27 protein-coding genes and 1 tRNA gene are annotated in these 26781 nt (G+C 66.2%); 15 read left to right on the top strand and 13 right to left on the bottom strand.

What is annotated here, in order from left to right; genetic code table 11:
• Positions 1–173: 173 nt before the first annotated feature.
• The 4 genes from BMX07_RS11745 to BMX07_RS11730 form a co-directional block, all read right to left on the bottom strand.
• Entirely contained in the window at positions 174–503 is a 330-nt protein-coding gene (locus BMX07_RS11745; RefSeq protein ID WP_245742103.1) for a hypothetical protein, read from the bottom strand.
• Between the two features lie 223 nt (positions 504–726).
• A complete protein-coding gene (locus BMX07_RS11740; RefSeq protein ID WP_090617988.1) occupies positions 727–1716 on the bottom strand; it encodes a M48 family metallopeptidase in 990 nt (329 codons plus the stop codon).
• Positions 1717–2686: 970 nt separating this feature from the next.
• Positions 2687–2761: transfer RNA gene (locus BMX07_RS11735), tRNA-Arg, on the bottom strand.
• A gap of 175 nt (positions 2762–2936) precedes the next feature.
• Positions 2937–3281, bottom strand: coding sequence for a DNA polymerase V family protein (locus tag BMX07_RS11730; RefSeq protein WP_245742102.1), 345 nt, complete (start codon positions 3279–3281; stop codon positions 2937–2939).
• A gap of 333 nt (positions 3282–3614) precedes the next feature.
• Between BMX07_RS11730 and BMX07_RS11725 the strand changes: the two genes are divergently transcribed.
• From BMX07_RS11725 to BMX07_RS11715, 3 genes are all read left to right on the top strand, one after another.
• A complete protein-coding gene (locus BMX07_RS11725) occupies positions 3615–4199 on the top strand; it encodes an AAA family ATPase (protein ID WP_090617982.1) in 585 nt (194 codons plus the stop codon).
• Positions 4196–4609 (top strand): RNA-binding domain-containing protein, encoded by a 414-nt coding sequence (locus BMX07_RS11720; protein WP_090617980.1) that lies wholly within the window; start codon positions 4196–4198, stop codon positions 4607–4609. Before BMX07_RS11725 ends, BMX07_RS11720 begins: the two co-directional genes overlap by 4 nt.
• 165 nt (positions 4610–4774) lie before the next feature.
• Positions 4775–5755 carry a CBS domain-containing protein gene (locus BMX07_RS11715; protein WP_090618435.1) on the top strand — a complete coding sequence of 327 codons (981 nt, stop codon included), beginning with the start codon at positions 4775–4777 and terminating at the stop codon, positions 5753–5755.
• Positions 5756–5765: 10 nt separating this feature from the next.
• Here the strand turns inward: BMX07_RS11715 and BMX07_RS11710 are convergent, their stop codons facing one another.
• The 3 genes from BMX07_RS11710 to BMX07_RS11700 all read right to left on the bottom strand — a co-directional run bounded on the left by BMX07_RS11710 (position 5766) and on the right by BMX07_RS11700 (position 9466).
• The gene (locus BMX07_RS11710; protein WP_090617978.1) at positions 5766–6776 is read right to left on the bottom strand and encodes a hypothetical protein; all 1011 of its coding nucleotides are present in this window, start codon (positions 6774–6776) and stop codon (positions 5766–5768) included.
• A 162-nt stretch (positions 6777–6938) separates the two neighbouring features.
• On the bottom strand, positions 6939–8333 hold the full coding sequence (locus BMX07_RS11705; protein WP_090617976.1) for a signal recognition particle protein Srp54: 1395 nt from the start codon (positions 8331–8333) through the stop codon (positions 6939–6941).
• A gap of 167 nt (positions 8334–8500) precedes the next feature.
• On the bottom strand, positions 8501–9466 hold the full coding sequence (locus BMX07_RS11700) for a DUF8108 domain-containing protein (RefSeq protein WP_090617974.1): 966 nt from the start codon (positions 9464–9466) through the stop codon (positions 8501–8503).
• 106 nt (positions 9467–9572) lie between these two features.
• On the opposite strand from BMX07_RS11700, the gene BMX07_RS11695 reads away from it, so the two are divergent.
• From BMX07_RS11695 to BMX07_RS11660, 8 genes are all read left to right on the top strand, one after another.
• On the top strand, positions 9573–10472 hold the full coding sequence (locus BMX07_RS11695; protein WP_245742101.1) for a hypothetical protein: 900 nt from the start codon (positions 9573–9575) through the stop codon (positions 10470–10472).
• 102 nt (positions 10473–10574) lie between these two features.
• A complete protein-coding gene (locus BMX07_RS11690) occupies positions 10575–12386 on the top strand; it encodes a spermidine synthase (protein WP_090617970.1) in 1812 nt (603 codons plus the stop codon).
• 1 nt (position 12387) lies between these two features.
• Complete coding sequence (locus BMX07_RS11685) at positions 12388–12960, top strand: DUF2617 family protein (protein WP_245742100.1); 573 nt, start codon at positions 12388–12390, stop codon at positions 12958–12960.
• Positions 12961–12994: 34 nt separating this feature from the next.
• A complete protein-coding gene (locus tag BMX07_RS11680) occupies positions 12995–15226 on the top strand; it encodes a pentapeptide repeat-containing protein (RefSeq protein WP_090617967.1) in 2232 nt (743 codons plus the stop codon).
• A gap of 54 nt (positions 15227–15280) precedes the next feature.
• Complete coding sequence (locus BMX07_RS11675; protein ID WP_090617965.1) at positions 15281–15502, top strand: type II toxin-antitoxin system HicB family antitoxin; 222 nt, start codon at positions 15281–15283, stop codon at positions 15500–15502.
• Positions 15503–15599: 97 nt separating this feature from the next.
• Positions 15600–16127, top strand: a complete 528-nt coding sequence (locus tag BMX07_RS11670) for a hypothetical protein (protein WP_090617963.1) — start codon at positions 15600–15602, stop codon at positions 16125–16127.
• A gap of 228 nt (positions 16128–16355) precedes the next feature.
• A complete protein-coding gene (locus BMX07_RS11665) occupies positions 16356–17822 on the top strand; it encodes a dihydrolipoyl dehydrogenase (protein WP_090617961.1) in 1467 nt (488 codons plus the stop codon).
• A gap of 134 nt (positions 17823–17956) precedes the next feature.
• A complete protein-coding gene (locus tag BMX07_RS11660) occupies positions 17957–18181 on the top strand; it encodes a HalOD1 output domain-containing protein (RefSeq protein WP_090617959.1) in 225 nt (74 codons plus the stop codon).
• A 46-nt stretch (positions 18182–18227) separates the two neighbouring features.
• Here BMX07_RS11660 and BMX07_RS11655 read toward each other — a convergent pair whose 3' ends face one another.
• Positions 18228–19040 carry a sulfurtransferase gene (locus BMX07_RS11655; protein WP_090617957.1) on the bottom strand — a complete coding sequence of 271 codons (813 nt, stop codon included), beginning with the start codon at positions 19038–19040 and terminating at the stop codon, positions 18228–18230.
• A gap of 281 nt (positions 19041–19321) precedes the next feature.
• On the opposite strand from BMX07_RS11655, the gene BMX07_RS11650 reads away from it, so the two are divergent.
• Positions 19322–20185 (top strand): sulfurtransferase, encoded by an 864-nt coding sequence (locus BMX07_RS11650; RefSeq protein WP_090617955.1) that lies wholly within the window; start codon positions 19322–19324, stop codon positions 20183–20185.
• A gap of 155 nt (positions 20186–20340) precedes the next feature.
• Here the strand turns inward: BMX07_RS11650 and BMX07_RS11645 are convergent, their stop codons facing one another.
• Complete coding sequence (locus BMX07_RS11645) at positions 20341–21555, bottom strand: polysaccharide deacetylase family protein (protein WP_090617953.1); 1215 nt, start codon at positions 21553–21555, stop codon at positions 20341–20343.
• Between the two features lie 161 nt (positions 21556–21716).
• On the opposite strand from BMX07_RS11645, the gene BMX07_RS11640 reads away from it, so the two are divergent.
• Positions 21717–22352: a rubrerythrin family protein gene (locus BMX07_RS11640; protein WP_090617951.1), complete on the top strand. Its 636-nt coding sequence runs from the start codon at positions 21717–21719 to the stop codon at positions 22350–22352.
• Between the two features lie 171 nt (positions 22353–22523).
• Here the strand turns inward: BMX07_RS11640 and BMX07_RS11635 are convergent, their stop codons facing one another.
• From BMX07_RS11635 to BMX07_RS11620, 4 genes are all read right to left on the bottom strand, one after another.
• Positions 22524–22793, bottom strand: a complete 270-nt coding sequence (locus tag BMX07_RS11635) for a DUF7553 family protein (RefSeq protein ID WP_090617949.1) — start codon at positions 22791–22793, stop codon at positions 22524–22526.
• Positions 22794–22887: 94 nt separating this feature from the next.
• Positions 22888–23727, bottom strand: a complete 840-nt coding sequence (thiM, locus tag BMX07_RS11630) for a hydroxyethylthiazole kinase (protein ID WP_090617947.1) — start codon at positions 23725–23727, stop codon at positions 22888–22890.
• Positions 23724–24389 (bottom strand): thiamine phosphate synthase, encoded by a 666-nt coding sequence (gene thiE, locus BMX07_RS11625; RefSeq protein ID WP_090617945.1) that lies wholly within the window; start codon positions 24387–24389, stop codon positions 23724–23726. The genes thiM and thiE overlap by 4 nt, the downstream gene beginning before the upstream one ends.
• An 87-nt stretch (positions 24390–24476) precedes the next feature.
• Positions 24477–25082 carry a GNAT family N-acetyltransferase gene (locus tag BMX07_RS11620; protein WP_090617943.1) on the bottom strand — a complete coding sequence of 202 codons (606 nt, stop codon included), beginning with the start codon at positions 25080–25082 and terminating at the stop codon, positions 24477–24479.
• A 358-nt stretch (positions 25083–25440) separates the two neighbouring features.
• Between BMX07_RS11620 and BMX07_RS11615 the strand changes: the two genes are divergently transcribed.
• On the top strand, positions 25441–25590 hold the full coding sequence (locus BMX07_RS11615; protein ID WP_245742099.1) for a hypothetical protein: 150 nt from the start codon (positions 25441–25443) through the stop codon (positions 25588–25590).
• Between the two features lie 228 nt (positions 25591–25818).
• On the top strand, positions 25819–26778 hold the full coding sequence (locus tag BMX07_RS11610; RefSeq protein WP_090617939.1) for an AEC family transporter: 960 nt from the start codon (positions 25819–25821) through the stop codon (positions 26776–26778).
• Positions 26779–26781 lie beyond the last annotated feature (3 nt).

Genomic DNA, 26781 nt, shown 5'->3' with positions numbered 1-26781 from the left:
CCCCTGTGATGCGATCGGCCGAATCTGCCGACATTGTATTTAACGTTAGTGGCCGACATTAGTGTATCGGAAACCTTCACATATCCAATACATTATGATATTTTGACCAGACTGCGCCGTCGGTCGACGCATTCCCGGAGTTACTGGCGGTGGAACCGGACAGGACGGGCCGTTCAGCCGCTGCGTTCGATCGCGGCGGACTCGAAACTCGCTCCGTTGATGGCGGCGAACGCGACCAGCAGGACCACGGCGAGTACGGCGAACGCCAGCGAGAACTTGCGTCGGGCCGCGGCGGAGCGGGCGAACCGCTTCCCGACCCGCTCGGTCGCGAACACACCCGAAAGCGCGAGCGAGAGACCGATCGCAGCGATCCAGACACCCCCCAGCACCGACGACGGGACGAGCAAGAGGCCGTAGCCGAACACGAGCGCACCGAAGAGCATCGCTAGCGCGGCCACGACGCTGAACGAGGCGGGAGACGTAGCGGAATTCGTATCTATCACAGTAGAAAGAAACACGCCAGGCCGGGATAACCGTTGTGTACCCACTATTCGACGGAACGAAACGATTCCTAGCCTTATTGCAGCCAGGCTAATCACAGATAAGAACACGCGACTCACAGTATATTGAGTCGCGACTATTCTGTCGCTGTTTCGGCACTCATTCTGTATTCTATACTCCCACGAGACTCCTGATCCGATACTTGATGTGGAGAAGATTGGTTGTTCACGGATCGCTTTCTCGAAGTCGCTCGAGTCGTCGTTCTGTGCGTGGATGCGTCTTCGCGACCCGGTTCAACCGACTCGTCGGTAACGGTACGCCGCCAAAATCAGGCTGTTTCCGTGGGGGTTCGACGATCGCAAGCGGTGAAATCTCTGCGCTTCTGAGATCAGTCGAGGGTCGCTCGGCAAGTGTCGAATCGATTTTTTCGAGGGCGGTTGCCAGCGCAACCGGGTTCCCGGTGATAGCAATTGCAGCGCTGTCAGCGGTGAATTCTCGCGTCCGAGAGAGTGCCGCCCAACAGAGGACAGCGACGATCCAGACGGGAAAAACGAGAATCAGTCCAGCAGTGACGAGTGCGTCCTCGAGATCGGCACGACTCGTCTGTCCGTGTTCGACACCGATAGTGGAGTTCGAGAGCAGACGAAAAACGCGCTGTGAGGATCCGACCGGTAACGAGACGGCAGTCATTACCGCTGCGTCCCGATTTTTCACGTGAGCAATTTCGTGTGCAATGACCGCTTCGAGTTCGGATTGCTCGAGTAGCGTTACCAGTCCCTCACTTACCACGAGTCGTGCGGTTTGTGGCTTAAATCCTGTCGTGAACGAAACCGGCGCGTCCATTGGCGCGACGTAAACGTCCGGGACAGGCACTACAGCTTGGTGAGCAACCAATTGGACGGTATCTATCAATTCGGAATGCTCCTCTCTTCGAGCCCGAGAAGCACCGACCGAACGGATCGTATGGTCAGGTGCATCTCGTTCATGGCGCACCAGGAGAATCAGCAGGCAGACTCCTGCGCTACAGATGACCGGGACGAGGATTTCCGCTGCAGGAAGTGTTGCTGGTTGAAACAAAAGCTCGTAGATGAGAAGCAAAAATAGAGTGAGAATACTACCTGCGACGACCGTCGTCAGAAGGGCAGTGACGCCGAGTCCAAAGAGCAGTACCAGCATTACATCATGCAAATTGATTCGCTCCCCGTTCGCGACCATTGTTTGTTATAGAGGCGTCTTCCCGACTTTCTTTCTTCGAATTCGCTGTGTGATGTTCACCGGCAGATCAACGCTCAGTGATTTTCAACATATCCTGGCACTGTCGGCCCTCTCGCCCACTCTTTTGCATCCGTATTCGGTCTCGGCATCCTCGTACTACCGCATTCTCTCTCACACACGGACCTTCCAGCACCCATTCACACGCTGTTTCACCCCATGCCATCTGTCTGAGGAGGGGGTGAGCCCGGTAGCGACTCCGGGAGCGGAAGCGAGGTCCCGACGACAACAGCAGCGCCGAACAAACCTCACAATGTGCCAGTGGGGCAGCCAGCTTGCCGAGAGGGGTGTGCCCCCTGAACTGCTCGAGAGAGGAGTGAATACCCTCGTAGCGATGCAAAATGTGTAGGTGACCGACCTCGAGAGAGAGCTAAGCGAGCATTTGGATCACCAGTCTGCTTCTGAGAGCGTTCGCTCCGCGGACGCGCTTCGCTTCGTCGAGAGGTACACCACAGATTGAGCAGATGAGTGGACCTGCTTCCTGGTCGGGGCAGCCCACCTCGCTTTGGCTGCACCAAACGTCGGTCCGAACCTCGCGAACGACTCGCTCGTCCGCTGTGAGGGACGTCGACGCGTCGAACCCGTCGCGACGTCGTACAGGAACGACGCGGGCACGAACGCATCCGTCATCGCTGCTCACCCCGTCGATCAGCAGCGGTGGCTTTCGGTCCGCCCCCGTCCGTCGCAGTCGCCGGGAGCGGTCACGCCGGTTCCCGGCCTCCGAGTGACCGTCGAGAAGCCGCGTACAACGTGCGCCGCACTCGGAACAGCGGAACTCGCGGTCAGTCGTGGAGATTGGCGCGGTGGAGACCCGCTTTCGGGGGGTCTCGAGGGCGATACCGACGGTCCCGCTCACGCAGACCTCCCTGAAAGAGTCCCCCAGCAACCGCGCGATCCGGCTTCGTTCGCTGCACGGGCGCGATGGGATTTGAACCCACGACCGTCGGATTAGAAGTCCGACGCTCTTTCCGGACTGAGCTACGCGCCCTCGAGTCCGAATCGACGGCGGAACGGTATAAGCAGTTGGGGTTTCCGGTCGCAGTCGACTCCGCTCCGACCCCGGACGGGAACGAAGCTCGACCGCGAGTAGCCGGCGCTATCCGGCGAATCGCCCGAAAAAGAGAAGCGCCCCTGAATACCGAGATCGACACCACGGACCGACGTCAGTAGTCGACCTCCGAATCGTCGTCGCTCTCGTTTTCGGTGGTGTCGTCGGTCGACTCGTTGCCCGCGTCCGTGTCGTCGGACTCGTTGCCCAGGTCGCCGTCGTCGGATTCGTTCCCGATTCCGTCGGATTCGTTCCCGATTCCGCCGTCGGACTCGTTGTCCTCGGAGTCGCCGGACCCGAGGTCGTCGGTGTCGTCGGACCCGTCGCTCGGTTCGTCCGAGTCGTTGTTCGGCGACTCCTCGTCGGATTCGCCGTTGCCCATACATCCTGCGACCGCGGCGACCAGTCCGGCACCGAGTCCAGCCGTGAATCGCCGCCTATTGAGTGTCGTGTCTGTCATGGTGCGGCACCTGTCTCCGCAATGGACATCCACATAACGACGTATCTCCGTTTCATCGATCAGTCAGAGTTCGATCGAATTATCTCGAGTTCGGACGAATAGGCGGGTCGCTACCGGCGAAATAATCATTTCGACGCAGGAAAACCGACCGATAGCGCCCGCATAAGCGCCCGAACTCGAGCGGGATCTGATCACGCCGGTTCCGCTTCGAGCGGCGCATGGAGGCGGTTCCCAGCACGGCAATTACCGATTCGGAAACCGTTGCAGGGAAACAACGGGACGGCCGAACGACGAACACAGCGTTTATGCACGTCTCGCCGGTACGTGTGCTCGATGCACGTCATCGGAACGGTGGGACTCCCTGGGAGCGGCAAGGGCGAGGCCGCCACCGTCGCACGCGAGGACGGGATCCCGGTGGTGACGATGGGCGACGTCGTCCGCCAGGAGACGGCCGACCGCGGGCTCGACCCCGCGAAGGATCACGGGAAGGTCGCGCAAGCGTTGCGCGACGAGAACGGTCCGGCGGCGATCGCCGAACGGTCGCTACCGATGATCGAGGACCGCCTCGAGACCCACGAGACGGTGCTGGTCGACGGCATCCGCTCGGGTACCGAGGTCGACGTGTTCGAGGAGGCGTTCAACGACGCGTTCACGCTGGTCAGCATCGAGGCACCCTTCGAGGTCCGGGCCGAGCGGATCGACGAGCGCGGCCGGGACGTCGGCGAGGCCGACGGCGGCGAGAGTCTCGCCGCGCGCGACGAGCGCGAACGTGGCTTCGGGATGGACGACGCGATGGCTCGGGCGACCGTCGTCATCGAGAACACCGGCTCGCTCGAGGCGTTCCACGAGGAGATTCGGTCGATCGTCCGCGGGGAAACCGACGACGGGAAACACGCCGAGGCCGAAGCCGACCCATGAGCGAGATCTACCGCGTCGACGTCGAGATCACGGCACCGGTCTACGACACCGAGGTCACGAGTCGCGTGATCGACGCCGTCGCCAACATCTTCCCCAACGCCGACCTCGAGGAGGAGTTCGGCGAGGTCAGGGGCGAGGCGCACTCACTCGATCACTTCTCGGAGCTGCTCCACCGGCAGGAAATCCTCGACACCGCCCGCGGCGAGTTCTTCGCGAACCGCGAGGGCGACACCTTCTCCTTCGCGCTGAAGAAACAGGCGGCGTTCGAGGAGTACGTGAACTTCTCGGTCGGGAAACCGGACGAACTCGGCGAGATCGCCGTTCGGGTCCGCGTCGACGAACCCGGCCTCGAGGAGTACGTCGATCACATCGCGCCGCCGACCGAAGACGGCCGACCGGTCGACGCCTGAGTCGGCGCTCGGTTCGATCGCCGTTTCCCATCGTCGGACGGATTCTCGAGCGGTTCTTCACCGGGGAGTATCGACATCCGCATCGGTATCGACATCGATAGTCGGCTTCCCCCGTTACGACGAACGGGCAAGGAACGATAGGGATCGGCGATGTACGACCGTCAAATGCACGACACGATACCCGTCGCAGAGATCATGGTCGAGGACGTCGTCACCGCCACGCCCGATGTAACCGCAACCGAGGCGGCGACGCTGCTGCGCGGCGAGAACGTCAGTTCGGTGGTCATCGTTCGGGACGGCGAGCCGATCGGTATCCTCACCGAGGGGGACTTCGTCACGCACCTCTGTGAGCGGTCGGATCTCGGCCACCTCCGGGTGCGCGACGTCATGTCGGCACCGGTGACGACGATCGAACCGACCGCGTCGATCGTGGACGCCGTCGAACTGCTTCGAACGACCGACATCGAACACCTGCCAGTCGTCTCGAGCGGCGATTCCGGGGCCGAGGGAGACGGCGACGCGACCGGGGTCGAGCGGGCCGAGACCGACGAACTGGTCGGAATCGTCACGACGACCGAACTCACGTACTACGTGCCGCAACTCGCCCACCGCGGCGGGGAGTCGCGCCAGCGACCGCCTCGCAGACACGTCCGGTCGGACACGCAGTACGAACGCGACGACTGGACGTTCGAGTATCGCGGCGACGACGAGTCGACCGTCTCGGTCGGTGACGTCGCACGGTTCTCGAAAACGATCTCCGACGAGGACGTCGAGGCCTTCGCAGCGGCGACGGGCGACACCAACCGGGTGCATCTCGACGCGGCCTACGCCGCCGAGACCCGGTTCGGCGAACGAATCGTCCACGGCGTCCTCGCGAACGGACTGATCAGCGCAGCCCTCGCCCGCCTACCGGGGCTGACGATCTACCTCTCACAGGAGAGTAGCTTCCGCGCACCGCTTGCAGTCGGCGACTCCGCGACCGCGGTCTGCGAGATCGTCGAGGATCTCGGCCAGTCGAAGTACCGGATCGAAACGAACGTGTCGGACGGCGACGGGACGATGGTGCTCGAGGGTAACGCGGTCGTCCTCGTCGACGACCTCCCGCCGATGGCGGCCGGCGAGACCGATGCGGCGACGACTCGGTAACCGAAGCAGGTTACGAGCAGTTCCCGACGCTCTCGAGTTCCGCTTCGCCCTCGCTCCGGTGCTCCTTGGCGGCGAGCGGGTTCCCGTTCGACGCGGCCGTCGCCGCCGCAGCGAACGCCGCCGCCGCCGCCGCCAGCCGTCGGTTCTGGCACTCGGCCGTCTCGAAGTGACTCGCGAGCCCCTCGGGCGCGTCCGCCAGTCCATTCTCGAGGCGGCGCTGCGACGCCGAAAACGTCGATTCGGCGGTCTCGAACGCCGTTCGAGCGGCTTCGAACTCGCGATCGTCCGAGTGCTCGCGGCCCCGTTCGAGCGCCCCGTACCCTGCCTCGAGATCCAGCGTCGCGTCGTACGCCGCGGCGAGCGTCTCGAGCGAGGACACCGTGTCGCCGAGGGCGGCCGCGCCCGCCTCGAGATCGGCGGGGTCGACGCCGGTCAGGTCGCCGAGTCGATCCCCGTCGAGATCTCGAATCGTCGTATTCGCCTCGTCCCACCGCTCGTGAGCCGCGGCGATCTCGGCGGAGCGGTCGTCGACGGTCTCGCTCGCCGTCTCGATGTCGCCCTCGGATTCGATCGCCGTCGTGACGGTATCGATGTCGTCGGCGATCGCGTCGTCGGTGACCGTCGCGGTGACCGCGACCAGCCCCTCGAGCGCGTCCGCGTACGACCGCAGCGTCGCGATATCGGCCCGTCGGTCCTCGCCCAGTTCGGACTCGGCGGTCTCGAGGTGGTCTCTGGCCTCGGCGATCGCGGTCCGGGGCGGTTCGGGGTCGAACTCGACTGCGTCGGGATTCTCGAGCCCCTCCAGTTCGTCTAACGCCTTCGCGGCGTCGTTCAGTCTGCCGGCGGCACGGTCGATCGCCCGGACGCCGGCCCGACTCCCGGCACCGTCGTCGGTCCCGGCATCGCCCTCGTCTCCTCCCGACGATCCGCTGAGATCGTCGAGACAGCCCGCCAGGCCCGCGAGCGCTCCGACGCTCGAGCCCGCCGCGCCGGCCCGTGCGAGATACTGTCGACGGTTCATTCCTACTCGAGGGTACGTCTAGAGCAGCATTAACGTAGTGGCATCTGGACTGTCACTCGGAGTGAAAGAACGAACTGCAGTTTACCGACAGGATGCCGCGAGTCGCTGCGACACTGCGTCAGTTCGCCGCGAGAGGGCGGTCGGGACGCGACCAGTGCGGAGTTAGCCGAACGGCCCCATTCCGCCCATGCCGCCGCCACCGCCACCGCCGCCTTGTTGCATCTGCTGCATCATGCGCTGCATCTCCTGTTCGGAGCCCATCCCCTGGAACTGCTTCATCGTGCGTTCCATCATCTTGTACTGCTGGAGCAGCTCCCGGACCTGTTCCTCCTCGGTCCCCGAGCCGCGGGCGATGCGTCGGATCTGGCTCGCGCCGATGGCCTTCGGATACTCCTTTTCCGCCTCGGTCATCGAGTCCATGATCACCGTGAACGTCCGCATCCGCTCCTGCGTGACGTCCATCGCGTCGTCGGGCAGCTGGTCCTTGATCCCGCCGCCGAGGCCGGGGATCATGTCCATGACCTGATCGAGCGGCCCCATGTTGTTCATCGCCTCCATCTGCTTTTGCATGTCGTTCAAGGTGAACTGGCCCTGAAGCATGTCCTCGGGATCCCAGTCCTCCTCCTCCATCTCGGTCTGCTCCATCGCGCGCTCGACGCGCTCGGCGAGCTGACTGAGATCGCCCATGCCGAGCAGCCGCGAGATGAAGCCGTCGGGCTCGAAGCGCTCGACGTCCTGGACCTCCTCGCCGGTCCCGAGGAAGGCGATCGAGGAGTCGGTCTGGTCGACCGCGGTCAGCGCGCCGCCACCCTTCGCGGTCCCGTCTAACTTCGTGATGACGACGCCGTCGATGCCGATCGACTCGTCGAACTGCTGGGCCTGGTCTTTCGCACCTTGCCCGATGGCGGCGTCGAGGACGAGCAGCGACGTGTCCGGCTCGACGACGTCCTCGATCTGCTCGATCTCGTCGATCAGATCGTCCTCGAGCGCGTGGCGACCCGCCGTGTCCACGATGTGGACGTCGGCGTCGCTGGTCTCCTCGAGGCCCTTCCGAGCGATGTCGACGGGGTCGTCGTTGTCCGGGTTCCCGTAGAAGTCGACCTCCGCGCGCTCGGCCATCTCCGCGGCCTGGTCGTACGCGCCGGGTCGGAAGGTGTCGGTCTGGATGACCGCTGGGCGAAGGCCCTTGGTCGAGAACCACCAGGCCATCTTCGCGGCGGAGGTCGTCTTCCCGGACCCCTGCAGCCCCGCCAGCAGGATGGTCTGTTCCTCGAGCGGCAGCTCGGTCGACTCGCCGATGAGATCGACCAGTTCCTCGTAGACGATGCGGAGGACGAAGTCCCGCGCCGGCGTGCCGGCGGGCGGTTCCTCCTCCAGGGCCCGGTCCTTGATGTTGTCCGACAGCTCCATCACGAGCGAGACGTCGACGTCGGCGGAGAGCAGCGAACGCTGGATCTCCTTGACGATCTCCTCGATGTCTTCTTCGCTGAGTCGCGACTTCCCGCGGAGCTTGTCCAGGGTGCCCCGCAGGGAACTCCCGAGATCGTCGAGTACCATTTGCTCGGTCTACGGGACGACGGCGTTAAAGGTTTTATCTAGACAGCAGCGGCGTCGAACCGATCCGCCGGCGTTCCAACCGGTCCCGGCCGGGAGGCGGCCCGGACTCGAGTCGCGCCGGAAACGGGGGCCCGATCGGGGCGTCGATCCGAGAGACGCGGCCCGCGCTATCCGAGAATCCGTTTTCGTTCCTCGGGCGAGAGTTCGACCGGACCGACGGCGACGGGCGTACAGTGTTCGCATTCGAACGCCCCGTCGCCGCTGTCGTACGTGCGGATCGGCTTCCCGAACAGGAAGAAGGCGTCGCGCTGTTTGCGCGTGATGACGGCGTCCGCGCTCTCGCCACAGTTGGGACACCACTCCCTGTCGGACGCCGGTTCCTGGTAGGTCACCTTGTGACGGCCGAACAGGTTGCCCTCGTAGGCCTCCGCTTCCGTCTGCTCGACGAGCGCTTCCGGCGGGAGGGGGTCCGACTCGAGGTCGTTGTCGAACCCGCTCTCGGCGCCCGTGGTCGCCGTGACGTACGGACCGACGCTGACGCGGTTGTCGCGCCCGACGAAGTAGACCGTCACCTCGACAGCCTGGCCCTCGATACGGATCTCGTTGCCCCAGCCCGCGACGTAGACGGTGAGGTCGTGTCGCGCGTCGGTGACGGTCAGCTCGTTCCGTCCGCCCCTGATCGAGACGCCGTCGCGGGGATCCCGCACGTCTCGGGTCCGCTGCCAGCCCGACACCGAAACCTCGTAGTCCTCCGGCGACCGAGTGGGCGCGGCCGCGTCGTCGTGGAAGACCTGTTCGGCCCCGACGGTCGAGAGCGTCTCGGCCGCCCCGTATTCGACGAAGACGTCTTCGGCCCCGGTAACGAGGACGTCGCCGTCGACCCGATCGACGTAGCCGTCGTCGAGATCGCCGGTCAGGACCGTCCGAACGGCGTCCGAATCGAGCGGTTCGTCGCCGGTGGGGACGTCAGTGAAGACGTGTTCGGGATCGGAGAGGGTTAGCCGCCCCGACACGGCCTCGGCGCTCACGTAGACGTCCTCCGCACCGCGGAGTTCGACGGGTTCGGTCTCTTCCCCGCCGACCCGAACGTCGCCCGTGAACTCCCGACGAACCGCGTTCTCGTTGCCGCTCATGCTACGCGCAGCTACTCAACCACTTCACTTCAACCGTTCGGATGGGTGATGAAGTGAACGACTCGAAAACCTAAAGCACTTTGTGATGGAACGTTCACAGGATCGTATGAATCGACGGCGGTTGCTTCGTGTCAGTGGGGGCGCGCTCGCGATCATGGGGGGGTTAGCCGGCTGTCTCGGGGATGACAGCGGGGGGTTAGCCGGCTATCTCGGGGACGACAGCGACGGTCCGCCGCCGCGTGAGGCGAAGGTGTTCGAGGACGTCGAGATCGCCGACGGAACGATGGAGATCGATCTGCGCTCGAAACCGGAAGTCGAGTCGACGGTCGACAACGTCGACGAGTCCGCGATCGTCGGGTCGCTCCTCCCGGTCGGCACCGCCCGCGCCGGGTCGCGATCGTCCGGGACGAGTTCCGGACCCAGCGGTGCGACCGGGCGCGGCACTGGCGGCCACTCGACGGCACCCACCGGCCGACACGGATGGGCTATCTACGGCGGACACACGCACAACAACTGGCGCGACGACCACGAGACCGAGACGTATCGCGCGGTCGTCGCCACGCTCGGCGTCGCCTACATGGGTTCGAATTCGGAGTATCGAGGCGAGTCGCCGGGTCCGGGTCCGGTCTCGTGGGACGAGGAGTGGACCGATCCCGAGCCGGGAACGACCCTCGAGGTGGATCTCGCGACGCTCCCGTCGGACACCGAGGGCGACGCCGACTCGCCGTCAGGGAACGAGACCGTTCCCGAGTCCGACTCGCCGTCCGGGAACGAGACCGCGGTCGACTCCGATTTCTCGTCCGGAAACGAAACCGACGCCGACGCCGGCACCGAACCCGGGACCGAGACGACCGCCGACGAGGGCTGGTACCGCGTCGGAACCCACCTCGAGTCGCCCGGCGGTGATACCGACTTCGAGTGGCAAGCGGTCGATTTTAAGCTCGACCGGGGGTCGACCGACGGGCTGACGATCGACGAAGCCTGGCACGTTCGGCCGCGGCTGTAACGGTGGAGCCGCCGGGGACTCGAGCGGGCGGTGTTCGAAGCGACCCGGCTCGAGTAGCGGGAAGCGTTGCCGGAGCGTTCGACTGAGACGCATTCAGATCACATGAACGAGACACCGACCGATAGCGCCGACGGGAGGGGGAGCGACGGAGCCGGTTCGAGCGAACCCGGTTCGGGACCGCCGGAGCGAGAGCGGCGGGACCGGCGAACACGTCGGCTCCTCACCGATCGGCGCGTGGCGCTTTCGGCGACGTTCGTCGTCGCGTTTTGTTCGATCGCGTACGAACTCGTCTACTCGGAGCTGCTCACCGTCTTCTTCGGCGGGACGGTCCTCCGGTATTCGATCACGATCGGACTCTACATGTTCTCGCTCGGGGTCGGATCGGTCCTCTCGGCGCAGCTCGGCGAGCCGGAGTCGAACTTCCTCCGGACCGAAGTGTACCTCGCGGTCGCGGGACCAGCGGGAGCGGTCGCCATCGTCGGGCTCAACTCCCTGCCGTCGCTCTCCGGGTCCGTTCCGGAGCAGCTGGTCCTCGCGCTCTCGCACGTCCCGATCCTCGTGGTCGGCGTACTGTCGGGCTTCGAGGTGCCGCTGCTGACCGACCTCGTCGAGGACCGGGAAGACACGATCTTCGCGTCGCTCGGTCGCCTCTACCCGCGACGGATCGTCCGCGGCGTCCTCGGCGTCTTCTTCGCGGTCGGCGAGCCGGACGAGCGGTCGTTCTCCGAGGTGCTCGGCGTCGACTACCTCGGAAGCCTCGCCGGCACGGTCGTCTACGCGCTCGTGTTGTACCCCCGGTTCGGAATCGTTGTCTCCGTGTTCGCGCTGGGGTTGTTGAACGCCGTCGCCGCGCTGGGCTTCGCCGCGTGGACGTTCTCGGGCTCGACCAGATCACTCTCGCGGCCGACGACCGGTCGGTGGCGGGTGGTCCTCGTCGTCGGCCTCCTCCTGACCGGCTCCTACGCCGCCGTCGTCGCCCACCCCGACGCCGTCGACCGGGCCGTGACGACGACCTACCTCGAGCGAACCATCGAGAGCGAGTACCCCGACGGAACGGCGGACGTCAGGGCGCGCAGCTACGACACCACGCCGTACCAGACGGTGCTCACGTACGAGCGCGACCTCGAGAGCCACGCCGGAACGGAGACGTGTCTCCGCCTGGATCGGGCGCTCCAGTTCTGTGATCGGTGGGTCGACTCCTACCACAGCGGCCTCGTCGACGTTCCGATGACGACCTTCGACGATCCGTCCTCGGTGGACGTCCTGCTCGTCGGCGGCGGCGATTATATCGCCGTCGACCACCTTCGCCAGTACAACGCGTCGGTCGATCAGGTCGATATCGACGGCGAGTTCCTCGAGATGGCGCGGGAACGGGAGTTCTTCCGGCAGTACAACGACGATGCGTACGAGTACGACCGGCTGAACACGACGGTCGAGGACGCCTTTACCTACCTGCAGGAGACCGACGAAACCTACGATCTCGTCCTGCTTGACATCCCGGGCATCCGCAGCGACGAGACGATGTCGCTGTACTCGACGGAGTTCTACACGCTGGTCCGCGAGCGCCTCTCCGACGACGGCCTCGCCGTCACCTGGACCTACGCGCGGAGCGACGACCCAGCCCACCACAAGGTCTACGCCAACACGGTCCGCGAGGCGGGGTTCGACCGATACCTGCCGTACTACGTCTACGACGACCTCGACGGTGACGAGCGACTCGAGCCCGGCGAGCGCTTCTACGTGCTCTCGGACGGCCCGACGCCCGAACCCGCGCTCGAGCGTGCCGAAAGCGAGTACGTTCACGAGCACGCCGACGCGTTCGACGAGTGGCAGTGGCGGACCCTGCCCGCCTACCGTGGGGTCGAACCGAACAGCGTCCTGCACCCGAACTACGACATCGTCGTCGACTACTGAGATGGCACGAGAAACCCTCCAGTTCGTTCACGCAGATCGCCCACCGGAAACCGGCGACGTTCGTGTCTTCGACTCGTTCACGCGTCGGTTTCTGGGAACGGCGTTCACGTTTCGGATCATCGGCAGTTCCCACTACGTCAGCGCGCCCGAGTACGACTTCTACGAACTGTCCACCTGTGACCCCGCCCCGACGGTCGTTCGTGACGGAACGGGGATTCCGCTCGAGTCGGACCGGCCGCCTCGCCGACTCGTCTTCGAGACTGACGCGCTGCGGTGTGTGACTACCGTCGAACACCGGCCGCTGTCGGCGTTCCCGCACGACCGGTTCCGGTCCGGCTCACCCGGGTTCGACCTCGCGTACGCGTTCGACGGGAATCCCGACGCCGTAACGACGATCGAAATCGCCGAGGACGGCTACGAAACCTACCACACCTACCCGGAGTTCGACCTCGCGCTCTACACGCGGAGTGCCTTCACGAGACGCCGCGATTCGTCACCGCACCGGCGGTCGCCCGACCCCGTCTCGGACGTGCCGCGAGAGTCACACCCCTCCGAAGGGAACGACGTCTTCTAAACATATATGATGCCGCTTTACGTAACGTGTTTCCATGGCAGATGAAGCAGGGGGCGCGGCCGAGCGGGACGATCGGGCCGACGCCGACGAGCGGACCGGCACCGAGGCCGAACGGGGGACGCTCGAGGGGACGGACGATCGCTTCGCGACGAGCGCGTCCAGGGACGTCGACCCCGCCATTCTGCGACTCTCGCCCGCCGAACGCGAGGCACGGGGGATCACCGACGACGAAGTCCGCGAGACGTTTCGCTCGGTCCTCGTCTACGGGAGCGAGGAGCAGAAAGAACTCGAAGGCGTGACGCTTCCCGAGCTCTCGCTGGACCGGACGACGTTGGAAAGCGTCGATCGGCACCCGGTCGATCTCAGCGGGGCGACCATCGAGGGACTCTCGCTGGGGCACGCACGGGTGACGGTGCCGCTCGTGCTCGACGAGGCCACTATCGGATCGCTCCGACTGCGACAGACACACGTCGAAGCGCCGGTTTCGTGCTCGAACGCGACCGTCACCGGAGAGACGACCCTCTTCGAAGCGCGGTTCGACGACGACGTCTCGTTCGACGGGACGACCTTCGAGGGGCCGGTCGACTGCGACGAGGCGACCTTCCGCGACGACGTTCGCTTCGACGACGCGACGTTCGACGACGACGTAACGTTTCGAGCGGCCGAGTGTCACGGCGACTCGAATCACCTCGAGGACAACACGACGTTTTCGGAAGCGACCTTTCGTGCGGACGTGACCTTCCGCGAGACCGAGTTCGGTTTCACCCGGTTCGACGACGTCACGTGCCACGAGAACGCCGTTTTTCGGGAAGCAACCTTCACCGGGGACGCGGACTTTCGCGGTGTCGAGTTCGGCGCAGATGCGGACTTCGACGAGGTTCGGTTCGAGGACGACACCGCGTTCGACGACGCCGCGTTTCGGGGCCGGACGACTTTCCGCGGTGGGACGTTCGCCGGCGGGGCTCGAACGCTGATCGACGACGCCAGCTTCGTCGGCGCGACCTTCCACGGCGACGTGACGTTTCGGCGGGCGTCCTTTCGATACGTGACGTTCGAAGCCGCCGCGTTCCGAGCGGTCGCCCGCTTCGAGTCGACGGCGTTTGCCGGCGATGCGGACTTTCCCGACGTCTCGTTCGATCGCGGGGTCGACTTCGACGAGGGTCGATTCCGCGAAGACGCCGACTTCTCGGGTGTTCGGTTCGACGGCCCGTCTACCTTTCGCGGCTGCGAGTTCCTCGGCGGTGCGAACCACCTCAAAGACGACGTTTCCTTCGAGGGCGCGCGGTTCGCCGACGACGTCGACTTTCACGACGCCGAGATCGCGTCCGCGAACTTCCAGGAGACTGCCTTCGGCGGCACGGTCGACTGCAGCCGGTGCGTCGTCTCCGAACGGATCGACATCGAAGCGCACGGAATCGACGACGACGTGTTCGTCGATTTCACCCGCGCGAAGATCCGGAGCGGTCGGATCGTCCAGCCCGCGGAGGGGTGGGTTCGGTACGATCTGACGCTCGCAAGCATCGGCGACGTCGACCTCGCGGCCGAGCGGACGCGCGATCACCGGCAGCTCCTCGATTACTTTCGGTTCTGCCGGACGGAGTTCGACGAGTTCGACGGCCACACGTTCGACTTCAGCGGCCACCGGGGGTACCTCGATCGAAACGACTGGACCATCCACGGCTTCGACCAGCCACCGGCCGACGGGGTCGATCGCGACTACGCCCTCGAGATGACGCCGGAAGTCGTCGAATCGACGTATCTGAAGGCCAAACAGAGCGCGGGCGAGATCGGCGACATGAAAACCGCCGGCGAGTTCCGCGTCAAGCGCCAGCGGTACAGCCGTCACAAGAACCTCGAGGCCGTCCGCGACCGGAACGCAGGACTGATGACCAGGACGAAGAACCTCGGGCGAGCCGTGGAGAACTGGTTCCTCGGGATCACCTGCGGACACGGGATGCGGCCGATGCGGATCGGCATCATGTTCGCCATCGCGCCGCTGTTTTTCGCGATCCCGTACGCGTTCGGCGGCTCGCCGTTCGAGACGGGAGCCGGCCAGCTCTCGATCGGCGACCTCGCCACCGCCGACGGACTCGGCGTCTTCTACGAGAACGTCTACTTCAGCTACGTCAGCTACACGACGATCGGGTACGGGAACATCGCGCCCGAGGGGCCGCTCGCCCGCTTGCTCGCCGGCTCCGAGGCCTACCTCAGTACGATCCTCGCCGCCTTGCTCGTCTACGCGCTTGTCAAGCGCTCCGAACTGTGACTGCGGGGAGCCGCCGCCGATGCGTATTTCACTCGACCGCGATAATCCTCGTCTATGAGCTCCGACGACGACGCTGACCCCGCGGACTACGACGCCCTCGCGGACGCGGACGTGACCATGCGAGTCAACGACCACGGCCTCCACATCGCCGACGACGAGGAAACCGGCGTCTCGAGTCAGGGACAGACGCCCGAAGAAGCGCTCGAGAACCTCGCGGCGGCGGTCGAGTCGTACAGGGAGGCGACGTCGAACGACCCGGGCGACGACTGGCTCTGAGAGGTCGAACGGCCGGTCCGATCTCGATCGACCACGATAGTTTCGATGCATGTACCAGAGTAATTATTTTCGCGAGCGGTGACGTTCGATCCGTCGCATGGACGAGACACGACACGATCCGTCGAAACGGACCGAATCGACGACCGACGCCGGAATCGGCCGGCGACGCGTGCTTCGAGCGAGTGCAGGGACGGCGGCTGCAGCACTCGGCATCGCCGCCGTCAGCGGACAAGCTGCCGCGCACTTCCCGACGGACCTCGAGATCGAGGTCAAGCCGGGATGTGAAGACGAAGAGGCGCCCATCAATCCGGGCAGCGAGGGCGTAATTCCGGTCGCCGTCCTGCAGACGGCGGAGTTCGACCCGACGACCAAGGACGTCCGCTACCGGTTCGGCGCACCCGACGCCGTCGCCGACGGCGGCGGTGCACGGCCGGACCATGACGGCTTCGTCGTCGACGTCACTGGCGACGGTCGGGACGATCTCCTCCTGTTCTTCCCGACCGCCGAGACCGGCTTCGACGGCGACGACTCGAGCGCACGACTCGAGTGGGAACGGAGCGAGGACGGAGAACACGGGCTCGCCGGGACGGCACCGATCAGAATCGTCGGCCGTTGCGGGCGGTAACGCCTGCGGACCCGTCACAATCGAAGCCGAACCGGAGACCGCTCCCCGATTTCGGCCGTCGCGTTTTCGCCACCCGATCGGCGTGCGAGAACGACGAGTGGTCCCGGACCGGATCGGCGAGCCGACGCCGCGATCGGGCACCGCCGCCGACGGAAACGGCGCGGACGAAGCGCTCGAGTCGCGGATCGCAGGCACCGGTTTTACGCGCTCGTTCGTGGTCGACGGCCCATGGACGAGTACGATATCGTCGTGCTCGGCGGCGGATCGGGCAGTCTGGTCGCCACTGCGGCCGCCGAGACGGGTCTCGAGGCCGCCGTCGTCGAGCCCGGGCCGCTGGGCGGCGCGTGTATCACTCGCGGCTGCGTTCCCTCGAAGGCGCTCATTCATCGGGCCGACGTGGTGACGGACGTGCGAAACGCCGAGGCCTTCGACGTCGACGCCCGGCTCGAAGGCGTCGAGTACGGCGAGATCACGGCCGCGATCCACGATACGGTCTACGAGAAGGCGGATAACCAGGCATCGAATCTGCGGGACAGTGAGGGCGTCAGCCTCTATCGCGGCGATGGGCGGTTCGTCGACGATCGAACCCTCGAGATCGAGCCGGTCGACGAGAGCGAGGACGAGAGGGCCGCGAAGATCCGCGGTGAGACCGTCGTCGTCGCGGTCGGGGGCCGCCCCACGGTGCCGCCGATCGACGGTCTCGACGACGTCGCGTATCTCACCAGCGACGACGCGCTGTTCCTCGCGGAGCGGCCCGACGAACTCGTCATCGTCGGGGGCGGCTACATCGGGGCCGAACTGGGCTACTTCTTCGCCGCGGTCGGGACCGAGGTCTCGATCGTCGGCCGTAGCGACCGGCTCGTCCCGCGGGAGGACGACGACGTGAGCGCGGTCGTGACCGAGTCGCTGGCGAACTACTGCGACGTCTACACCGGGTACGAGGCGGCCGAAGTCGGGACGGACGGCGACGCGGTGGTGGTCACCGCGGAGCCGAGCGGCGACGATGGCGATGCTGGTAACGAGAGCGGCGACGCCGTCGAGCTCGCCGCCGACGAACTCCTGCTCGCGGCCGGCCGACGGCCGAACACCGATACGCTCGGGGTCGAGGCCACTGGCGTCGAGACCGACGACCGGGGGTACGTCGAGACCGACCAGTTCCTGAAGACGAGCGCCGACGGCGTCTGGGCGCTGGGTGACGTCGTCGAGGACCAGCCGTACAAGCACGCGGCGGACTACGAGGCCCGCGTCGTCGCGGAGAACGTCCTCGAGGAGAGCCAGCGGGCCGTCGACTACGAGGCGATGCCCCACGCGATCTTCACCGAGCCACAGGTCGCCAGCGTCGGGCGGACCGAGGGCGAGCTCGCGGACGACGGACGTGACTACGAGACCGAAACCGTCCCCTACGACGCCGCGCCGATGGGGATGATTCTCGAGGCCGACGACGGATTCGTGAAGGCCATCGCCGGGCCGGACGGCGAGATCCTGGGCTGTCACGTCGTCGGCCCGCAGGCCTCGTCGCTGATTCACGAGGTCGTGGTAGCGATGGACAGCGGCGGCGGTACCGTCGACGACGTCGCCGGTTCGGTCCACGTCCATCCCGCGCTGAACGAGGTCGTCTACGCGGCGTTCGACGAACTGGCCGATACCGACTACTCGACGGCCCCGGACTGGCGAGACGTGGGCGGACGAGACTGACCCAACCGGGCGGAGCGCGGCCAGAAACGGTCGAGCGTCGGCGAGTCGACTACCGCAAACCAGTAGTATTGCCAGCAAATCGCATGGGGATTTACGGCACACCCGATAGAGAGGTTGCTATGGGAGGGGGTTCAATGACCGATCGAAATAGTTCCACTGCGTACGATCTCTTGTGTGACATCTCGGATAGGGAGCGGTGCGATATCGTCGACCTCCCGCCGCTGTACCGAACGCTCGACCCCGACGCGCTCGACAGTCTCACCGAGTCGGACGGCGTCCGCATCGATTTTTCGTATCTCGGATACGACGTCACGGTCGACAGTGACGAGATCAGAATCGAGCCGTCCCAGCCGCACTGAGCCGACGTGAGCGCCGTGGGACGGGTTGGGGGGGAACGCCGAGCGGTCAGTCGTCTTCGGCCGTCGAAACCGGCCCGCTCTCGACCTCGCCGTCGTTGGCGAGCCACTCCGTCAGGCTCCCCTCGTAGAAGTGGACGTCCTCGTATCCCAGCGCCGTGAGGACGACGTAGGTGTGGCTAATCCGGCGAGCGGTGTTGCAGTAGAGGACGATCTCTCGGTCCGGCGTGATTCCGTGCTCGGCGAGCAGCGCCTCGAGTTCGGCCTCCGGTTTCAGCCGCCGCGTCTCGTCGTCGACGACTTCACGCCAGTCGAATCGGACCGCGCCCGGGAGACGGGCCTCCTCGAACTCGTCCCGTTCGCGCGTGTCGACGAGGACGGCGTCGCGCTCGAGAGCCGCCGCGACGGCGTCGTAGCCCACGAGCGGACTCTCCTCGGGGGAGAGCGGGTCGGCCTCGTAGGTCGTCGACTCGACGTCGGGGGTCTCGCCGGTGGTCTCGTACGATTGATTCCAGGCGCTGTAGTCGCCGTCGAGCAGGCGCACGTCGTCGTGGCCGTACTCGAGGGCGGTGAGCACGAAGCGGGCGGCGAAGACGCCGTGGGTGTCGTCGTAGGCGACGATCGTGTCGTCGGCTTCGATACCCGCCTCGCCGAGCAGGTCCGCGAAGGCCGCCGCGCCGGGCAAGGTGCCGCGGTCGACGTCGCTCTCGTCGCGGTAGCTGTCGAACGGGATGTTCACCGCGCCGGGCAGGTGCCCGATCCCGTCGAACTCCCAGGCGTCCCTGACGTCGACGAGACGGACCTGCGGATCGTCCAACCGCGATGCGAGCCAGTCGGGGGAAACGACGACGGAATCGTCCATTAGCGAGACCATACGGCCGGAGGCCCGAGTACGCACCGGTTTCGAGCCGCCACTCGAGTACCGGGACAGTGGCAACTATTGCTGGTGTCAGCACCGAAGACTTCCGTTCGAACCGGGACGTCCGCCCGAAACGCCTGGAATCGGCTCCGTTCGGCACCGCTAGACGGTACCGAAACGAACCGGGCGGTAGGAATAGCGGCAAATATCCCCGACAGGGTCGACCGGTGTCCGAATTGACCGGTTAAGAAGTCCCTTTGTGTGTCGCCATCGTAGGATCGTGTATGGCAACCGACTACGCCAACGACGTACTCGTCACGGCCGACTGGGTCGCTGACCGACTCGACGACTTCCAGGACGACGATTCCGACCACCGACTGGTCGAAGTCGACGTCGACACGGAAGCCTACGAGGAGGAACACGCACCCGGCGCGATCGGCTTCAACTGGGAGACGCAGCTCCAGGACCAGACCCAGCGAGACATCCTCGACAAGGAGGACTTCGAGGACCTCCTCGGGAGCCACGGCATCAGCGAGGACGACACGGTCGTCCTCTACGGTGACAACTCCAACTGGTTCGCTGCCTACACCTACTGGCAGTTCAAGTACTACGGTCACGACGAGGTCTATCTGCTCGACGGCGGCCGCGAATACTGGCTCGACAACGACTATCCGACCACGGACGAGACACCCGACTTCTCGGAAACCGAGTACGACGCCGCCGGTCCGCGCGAGAGCATCCGCGCCTACCGAGAGGACGTCGAGAATGCGATCGAGCGCGGCGTCCCGCTGGTCGACGTTCGCTCGCCCGAGGAGTTCTCCGGCGAGATCCTCGCCCCCTCCGGCCTGCAGGAGACCGCACAGCGCGGCGGCCACGTCCCCGGCGCGAAGAACATCTCGTGGGCCGCCGTGACCAACGACGACGGCACCTTCAAGGACCGCGAGGAGCTCGAGGAGCTCTACGCCGAGGAGGGCATCGACGGCGACGAGACGACCGTCGCCTACTGCCGCATCGGCGAGCGCTCGTCGGTCGCCTGGTTCGCCCTGCACGAACTGCTCGGCTACGAGGACGCCGTCAACTACGACGGCTCCTGGACCGAGTGGGGCAACCTCGTCAACGCACCGATCGAAACCGGCAGCGGCGAATAAGCGTAGTCGCTCGAGGGAGCCACGCTCTCTCGTGACCGAAGTGACCACACGAGACACCGACACACCGACGCAGCGGTGACCGCGTTCGGTTTTTCTGGCCGACAAAAACGCCACAGTATCCGAAAGACGACAGACAGCGGTGTCTCTCGACCGGACTACGCCTCGTGAACGTGGTTCGACGCGATGTCGGCCGGGCCGACGACCTCGATCTCGCCGGCCGACTCGAGATCGGCGAGGGACGAGACCGTCTCTTCGAACGCCGCTCCCGAGTTGCCACCGAGATCGGTGTACGAGAGCGTCGCGATCGTCCGGAACCGTGCGGTCCAGTCGAGCACCTGCTTCGCCTCCTCGGCGGACGGGCCGACCGTCCGCGGCGCGAGGGCGGGGTTCAACAGGTTTCCGTGGCCGGCGAAGCCACCGACGAAGCCGAGATCGTGTGTCTCCTCGACGATACCCATCGTCGTGTCGTCGTAGCGGTTGAGCGGGTAGGAGAAGTAGTTCGCACCGTCCTCGAACCCGTTCCCCTCGAGCCACTCGACGGCACCCTCGATCCGCGCTCGCTGGGCGGACTCGCTCCCGCCGGAGAGGTCGCTGCCTCGCGTTCCCTGACTGCCGATCGTCCAGCCGTCGCGCTGGAGGGTCTCGAGTTGGCCCTGGCTGAGGTAGCCGCGGCCGCCCACGCGATCGGTGGGGACGAACGCCGTCGCGGGAAAGTCGTGTTCGGAGAGCGTCGAGTGGGCTCGAGTGGCGGTCGCCTCGTCGCCGCCGTCGAACTGGAGGAGGACTTTGCCCGTCTCCGGCCGGGAGACGAACCGAAGGTCGTCGGCCCACACCGTCACCGATCGACTGTCGCCCGCCCACGCGGAGATCTTGACGTGGGCGACCTCGCTCAGATCGGGGTCGCCGTCGGTGTCGTAGACCGCGAGGTCGTGGTGGGCGAGCGGGAGTCCCGGCTCGACGTTGCACTTGAGGAGCAGCCGATTGCCGTCCGTGTCGGAGAGCTGCACGACCGGATCGACGTCCTGTTCGGTCGCGAACGCCAGCGCGGGGAACTCGTCCGAGAGATCCCGCGGCGAGTCGAATCGGCGTTTGATCATGACTCGGCGCTGGGACTCGTCGGCCGTCATGCGACCGGCCTGGTCGCCGACGTACGCTCGCTCGGCGTCGAGTTCGAGCGAGCCCTCCATCACTTCCCACATCGAGAGATCGTCGAACTGATCGAAGGAACCCGGTTCCTCGTCGATCGTGTCCGACGAGTCGGGGGAATCGTCGGTTTCGTTCGACTCGTCCGACGCGTCCGAATCGGTCAGGGCAGAACAGCCACCGAGCGTCGCAGCGGCGGCCGTCACGAGATACGCTCGTCGTTTCATTCCGCTCGAAGAACGTTCGACCGCGGTAATTGTTATGACCCCGTTGGAGTTCAACTCGCGAACAGTAACCGGTGCATATCGACCGATATCGCGGGGACGGGCGGGATCGCCGAACGCGGCATCACGATAAAACTAACTCGCGCCCGACCGAAGCCCACTCCATGACCGATCCGGACGCGTTCGTCGAGACCGTCAACGAAGCCAACCAGACCGCACTCTCGCGACTCGGCTCCTCGAAGTCGTTGTACGCCGACACCGGCGGTGAGATCGATACCGAGCCCGTTCTCGAGGCGACCGCCGACGCCGAGTACGCCGCCTGGCAGACGTTCCGCGAGTGGGCGGACGACGAGGCCGACGACGAGGCCCGCGCGGCCTTCGAAGCCACGGCCGCCGACGAGAACGACCACTACGAGACCGTCGCCGACAAACTCGCCGACGACGAGTACGAGCCCGACGAGGTTCCACAGCTTCACGAGTACCTGCGCGACCGCGAGGACACCGTCTCCCGCACCGGCGCGCTCGTCGGCCGCATCCTCGCGAGCCAGCGCTCGAAAGACCAGGTCGTCGGCTACTTCGTCGGCGACGCCGACCCGCAGACCGCCAGCCTGTTCCGCGGGTTCGGCGAGGACTTGGACGAGCAACTCGAGCGCGCGACCGCCCTCCTCGAGACCGTCTGCGAGTCCGACGACGACTGGGACCGCGCCGAGGAGGCCGCGACGGGCGCGATCCAGGCTGCCTACGACGAGTACGTCGAGACGCTCGAGGGGATGGGCGCGAACCCCAAGCCAGTCTGTTAAACGAGTGTCCCAGTTCGGTACTCGAGAGTTCTCGCGGAACATCGGGGCAGTGGGGCGCACCGAGCGATGGATCGCCACCGGCGACCCGTTGCGTGGAGGCACGCGAGGAGCTTCGGGTTCGCCCCTCGCCATCCTCTCGAGCCGCGACAGAAAAGTGATTCCCGGCGTCGTCTAGACGCCCTCGAGCGTCGATCGGAACTCGGTGATCGACTCGAGCGCGTCGTCGACGTGGTCGGCGACGGCGCCGCCTTCGTCGTCCGCGATGTCGTGCAGGATGTGTTCGTGACGCGCGAGCTGGCCGTGATCCGGGCCGCGGTCGGCCGTGGCGTAGTCCTCGAACTTCGCCGCCTGGTTCTGGAGTCGGTCCTGTGCCTCGTCGGACGCGGCGTCCGCTGCCTGTGCGAGCGATTCGGCCGTGTTCTCGAGTTCGTCTCGAGTCATAGGTTGCAGTTCGCCCGGCGTTATTAAAATCGTTTCAGTACAGTCCCGAAAACCGGACGTACCGATCGGTTGATCGAACCTCGTTCGGACCGGGTCAGCGGACCTCGTCGATCCGATCCTCGAGCGCGTCGTCGACGGGGTCGGCGACGGCGTCGCCGGTGATCCCGTAGACGGCGTCGCGGAAGTTCGTGCGATAGCTCCCCGGGCCCGCGTACTCGAGATCCGCCGCTCGCTCGCCGGCGAGTCCGAACGCGAGGGTCCCGTGGACGGCGGCTTCCCGGGCGTCCTCGAGCGCGCCGCAGAAGGTCGCGACGGTCGCGCCGAGCATACAGCCGGTCCCGACGACCTCGCCGAGCATCTCGTGGCCGGCGGCGAGCCGGACCGCGCCGTCGGCGTCCGCGACGACGTCAGTACCGCCCGAGGCCACGACGGTCGCGCCGGTCGACTCGGCGACGGAGCGGGCCGTGGCCTCGATCTCCTCGTAGTCGCCGATCGACTCGACGCCCTTCACGTCGGCCTCGACGCCCGCGAGGGCGCTGATCTCGCCGTAGTTGCCCTTGATGACGGTGAAATCGACCCCCGAGAGGAGGCTCTCGGCGACGGCCTCGCGCGACGGCGTCGAACCCACGCCGACGGGATCGAGGACGACCGGGATGCCGCGGTCGTTCGCCGTTCGGCCGGCCTCGTGCATGGCCTCGACGCGACCGTCGGGTACCTGTCCGATGTTGATCAGGACCGCGCGCGCGAGCTCGGCCATCTCGCCGGCGTCTCCGACGGAGTCGGCCATCACCGGCAACCCGCCCCAGTGCAGCGTCAGGTTCGCCACGTCGTTGATCGTCACCGTGTTGGTCAGATGCTGGACGAGCGGCTCCGTCTCCCGGACCGACCGGACCGAATCGGCGAGGTCGGCCGCGGCGATGTCAGTGACACTCATTCCCTTCCTCCTGCGGTACCGACCGCCTTCGACGTTTCGACAGCGGCCGCAAGCGCTTCGGTCGCCGCCCGCGGCTCTCGAGCCGCCGTGAGTTCGCTGATGACGGCCACGCCGGCCGCGCCCGCTTCGACGACCGGCCCGGCGTTGTCGGCCGTGATTCCGCCGATCCCGACGATCGGAATCGAGACCGCGTCGGCGATGTCGGCGATCCGTTCGGGGCCGATCCCGTCTTTCGCGTCGTCGACGTCCTTCGAGGAGGTCCCGTAGACGGCCCCGACGCCGAGGTAGTCCGCCCCTTCGGCCGCCGCCTTCCGGGCGTCCGCGACCGTCGACGCCGAGCAGCCGACGATCGCGTCCGGCCCGAGCAGGTCGCGGGCGACCGCGACCGACAGGTCCGACTGGCCGACGTGGACGCCGTCCGCGTCGATCGACTCGGCGATGTCGACCCGGTCGTTGACGAGCAGGTCGACGCCCGCCTCGGCCGTGAGTTCGCGCACCTCGAGGCCGAGTTCGTGGCGCGATCGGGCGCTCGTGCCCTTCTCGCGGAGCTGAACGGCGTCGATCCCGCCGTCGATAGCCGCGCGAACGATCTCCGGCGTCGATCGGTCACCCGACAGCGACGCCTGCGTGACGAGGTAGGTTCGCCAGTTCGAAGGATTCACGGGTGTTACCAGTCCGTGGTGCCACTAAGCGGCTTCGATCGACCGACCGCACCGGCGAGCGGCGCTGGCGAATCCGGCGTGTGGCGGTCAGGACAGGTCGAGTGAGTCCTCGCCCGTTCGGACCAGTGACTCCCAGTCCTCGTCCTCGCGAACCGCCGGAAACGCGCGCGGCCGATCGGGCGTCTCGGACTTCGCCGCGAGCGGTCGCCGCCACCAGGCCACGTCCTGCCAGTCGGCCTGCGTGTAGCCGATCCGGGGGAAGTCGACCAGCCGTTCGAACCCCATCCCCTCGTGGAAGCGTTCGGTCTCGGGGTTCGGGACCGTCGTCACGGCGTAGACGTCACGGATCTCCTGTCGCTCGAGGATGGCGAACAGCGACTCGTACAGCCCCCGACCCACGCCCGTCCGGCGAGCCGAGTCCGCCACGTAAATAGAGCACTCGACGACCCACTCGTAAGCGCGGCGCTTGCGGAGCGGCCCCGCGTAGGCGTAGCCGGCGACGTCGCCGTCGAGTTCACAGACCAGCCACGGATGCCGTTCGAGAGTGGACTCGATTCGGTCGACGATCTCGGCCTCGCTCGGCGCAGTCTCCTCGAAAGTGACCGCCGTCGACTCGCAGAACGGGGCGTAGATGTCGCGGACCGCGGCCGCGTCCGCCGGGGTCGCGACGCGAATCCGGGCGTCGAATGCCATGGTCGCGGTTCCCGCGCGGCCGAAATAAGTCCGCTGAAGCGCTCGAGCGACACCGCCGTCGAACCGGACGCGCCGAGCGCGGTCGCATTCGGACCGACAGGCGGCGCTGATCGGTTGCGGTGGACTCGAGAAAGGACCGTTCTCCCGTCGTATCTTCACCTTGTGACCAGAACCACTTAAACGGGGTTCGCGGCGGACCGTTGTGGTCGAGCGAGTCGTCGAACTCGGGAACGGCCGTGGAGGCAGCGGACGGAAACGGTTTAGTCGAGAGGTGTGGTAGCATACAACACGGGGGGCCATGTCCCTCGAGAGCGAACCAGTCCCAGAACGACCGACGTGTTCCCGCTGCGACGTCGAGATGGAGCGCAGAGGCACGGGCATCGAAACGACCGTCCCGATCATCGGCAGCGAGGTCGAGTTCCGGCAGTTCGGGTGTCCCGAATGCGGTCAGGGGGCCCGGTTCGAGCGACGCGATCCGGACGAGGACTGGTCGCGACCCGGCGTCTGACCGGCCGCTTCGACGACTGCCGTGGACCGTCCCGGCTACCGAGACGGATTCGGACCGATCGACGCGGGAGCCACACCGGTCGACGGCGAGTGGCGGCGCTCCCGCGTAATCGCAAGCCCCATATCGAGCCGGGAGAGTAGCTGCCCGCGAATGCAGCACGCGACCGTCGCCGAACCGGCGCACACATCGAGACGATCACATCGCAAACGCGAGGAGCGGCGCTGATCGATGGCGGACCTCGTCGGTATCTTCGGCTCCGCGGTCGGTCCGATCGTCGCCATCGCGGCGGTCGGCTACGTGCTGGCCACGGTCAAGGAGGTTGATCCCGAGCCGCTGAACACGGCCGTCGTCTACGTGCTGGCACCCGCGCTGGTCTTTCACAGCCTCGCCGTCACGGAACTCGAGGCGGCGACGCTCGCGCGGGTGACGATCGGCATCGCGGCCTTCACCGCAGTCATGTGGGGAATCGCCGAAGCGGTCGGTCGCGCTACCGGCGAGCGGGAGCCGGCGTTGAGCGCGCTGGTGCTGGTCGCCATATTCACTAACTCGGGGAACCTCGGCATCCCCGTCTCCGACTTCGCGTTCGGCGAGGTCGGCCGCCAGACCGCGGTCCTGTTCCTCTCGGTTCAGTCCGTGCTGATGTACACCGTCGGCGTCTACGTCGCCTCCCGAAGCAGCGGTTCAGCCGGCCTCGAGGGGGTCCGCCGGGTGTTCTACATCCCGCTGGCCTACGCCGTCGTCGCGGCGCTGATCGCGCGTGCCCTGGATCTCGTCCCGCCCGCGGACGCGGCCGCGATGGAGACGCTTCAGCTCGTCGGCGACGCCTCGATCCCGCTCATGCTGCTCATTTTGGGGATTCAGCTCGCGCGGACCGACACCGCCTCGGCGGTCTCGCGGGCCTGGCCCGCGACCGCGCTCAAAATGGGTATCGCCCCCGTCGTCGGTCTCGGGATCGCGCTCCTGATCGGCTTCGAGAACCCGACCGTCGCGCGCGTGTTCGTCCTCGAGACCGCGATGCCCGCCGCCGTGACGCCGCTGATCCTCGTCATCGAGTTCGCCGGCAGCACCCGGTCGGACGGCATCCTGGTCTCCGAGTACGTCTCGACCTGCGTGTTCCTCACGACGCTGCTGGCGATTCCGGTGTTGACCGTCCTGATCGCAGTGTTGCAGTCCGGTGTGGTGATCTGAGTC

The organism is Natrinema salaciae (genome assembly GCF_900110865.1).
Classification (GTDB): domain Archaea; phylum Halobacteriota; class Halobacteria; order Halobacteriales; family Natrialbaceae; genus Natrinema; species Natrinema salaciae.
The sequence above is the reverse complement of the archived record's forward strand: the minus strand, read 5'-3'. Positions and strand labels throughout refer to the sequence as shown.

Bases quoted from the DNA above. Each gene is read 5' to 3' on its own strand.
- BMX07_RS11655 (WP_090617957.1), bottom strand. From the start codon at position 19,040: ATGGACGATTCCGTCGTCGTTTCCCCCGACTGGCTCGCATCGCGGTTG.
- BMX07_RS11620 (WP_090617943.1), bottom strand. From the start codon at position 25,082: ATGGCATTCGACGCCCGGATTCGCGTCGCGACCCCGGCGGACGCGGCC.
- BMX07_RS11640 (WP_090617951.1), top strand. From the start codon at position 21,717: ATGACCGATCCGGACGCGTTCGTCGAGACCGTCAACGAAGCCAACCAG.
- BMX07_RS11710 (WP_090617978.1), bottom strand. From the start codon at position 6,776: ATGAACCGTCGACAGTATCTCGCACGGGCCGGCGCGGCGGGCTCGAGC.
- BMX07_RS11700 (WP_090617974.1), bottom strand. From the start codon at position 9,466: ATGAGCGGCAACGAGAACGCGGTTCGTCGGGAGTTCACGGGCGACGTT.
- BMX07_RS11690 (WP_090617970.1), top strand. From the start codon at position 10,575: ATGAACGAGACACCGACCGATAGCGCCGACGGGAGGGGGAGCGACGGA.
- BMX07_RS11720 (WP_090617980.1), top strand. From the start codon at position 4,196: ATGAGCGAGATCTACCGCGTCGACGTCGAGATCACGGCACCGGTCTAC.
- BMX07_RS11680 (WP_090617967.1), top strand. From the start codon at position 12,995: ATGGCAGATGAAGCAGGGGGCGCGGCCGAGCGGGACGATCGGGCCGAC.
- BMX07_RS11675 (WP_090617965.1), top strand. From the start codon at position 15,281: ATGAGCTCCGACGACGACGCTGACCCCGCGGACTACGACGCCCTCGCG.
- BMX07_RS11725 (WP_090617982.1), top strand. From the start codon at position 3,615: ATGCACGTCATCGGAACGGTGGGACTCCCTGGGAGCGGCAAGGGCGAG.
- BMX07_RS11715 (WP_090618435.1), top strand. From the start codon at position 4,775: ATGCACGACACGATACCCGTCGCAGAGATCATGGTCGAGGACGTCGTC.
- BMX07_RS11685 (WP_245742100.1), top strand. From the start codon at position 12,388: ATGGCACGAGAAACCCTCCAGTTCGTTCACGCAGATCGCCCACCGGAA.
- BMX07_RS11740 (WP_090617988.1), bottom strand. From the start codon at position 1,716: ATGGTCGCGAACGGGGAGCGAATCAATTTGCATGATGTAATGCTGGTA.
- thiM (WP_090617947.1), bottom strand. From the start codon at position 23,727: ATGAGTGTCACTGACATCGCCGCGGCCGACCTCGCCGATTCGGTCCGG.
- BMX07_RS11705 (WP_090617976.1), bottom strand. From the start codon at position 8,333: ATGGTACTCGACGATCTCGGGAGTTCCCTGCGGGGCACCCTGGACAAG.
- BMX07_RS11635 (WP_090617949.1), bottom strand. From the start codon at position 22,793: ATGACTCGAGACGAACTCGAGAACACGGCCGAATCGCTCGCACAGGCA.
- BMX07_RS11645 (WP_090617953.1), bottom strand. From the start codon at position 21,555: ATGAAACGACGAGCGTATCTCGTGACGGCCGCCGCTGCGACGCTCGGT.
- BMX07_RS11730 (WP_245742102.1), bottom strand. From the start codon at position 3,281: ATGACAGACACGACACTCAATAGGCGGCGATTCACGGCTGGACTCGGT.
- BMX07_RS11665 (WP_090617961.1), top strand. From the start codon at position 16,356: ATGGACGAGTACGATATCGTCGTGCTCGGCGGCGGATCGGGCAGTCTG.
- BMX07_RS11670 (WP_090617963.1), top strand. From the start codon at position 15,600: ATGGACGAGACACGACACGATCCGTCGAAACGGACCGAATCGACGACC.
- BMX07_RS11695 (WP_245742101.1), top strand. From the start codon at position 9,573: ATGAATCGACGGCGGTTGCTTCGTGTCAGTGGGGGCGCGCTCGCGATC.
- BMX07_RS11610 (WP_090617939.1), top strand. From the start codon at position 25,819: ATGGCGGACCTCGTCGGTATCTTCGGCTCCGCGGTCGGTCCGATCGTC.
- BMX07_RS11650 (WP_090617955.1), top strand. From the start codon at position 19,322: ATGGCAACCGACTACGCCAACGACGTACTCGTCACGGCCGACTGGGTC.
- BMX07_RS11615 (WP_245742099.1), top strand. From the start codon at position 25,441: ATGGAGCGCAGAGGCACGGGCATCGAAACGACCGTCCCGATCATCGGC.
- BMX07_RS11660 (WP_090617959.1), top strand. From the start codon at position 17,957: ATGACCGATCGAAATAGTTCCACTGCGTACGATCTCTTGTGTGACATC.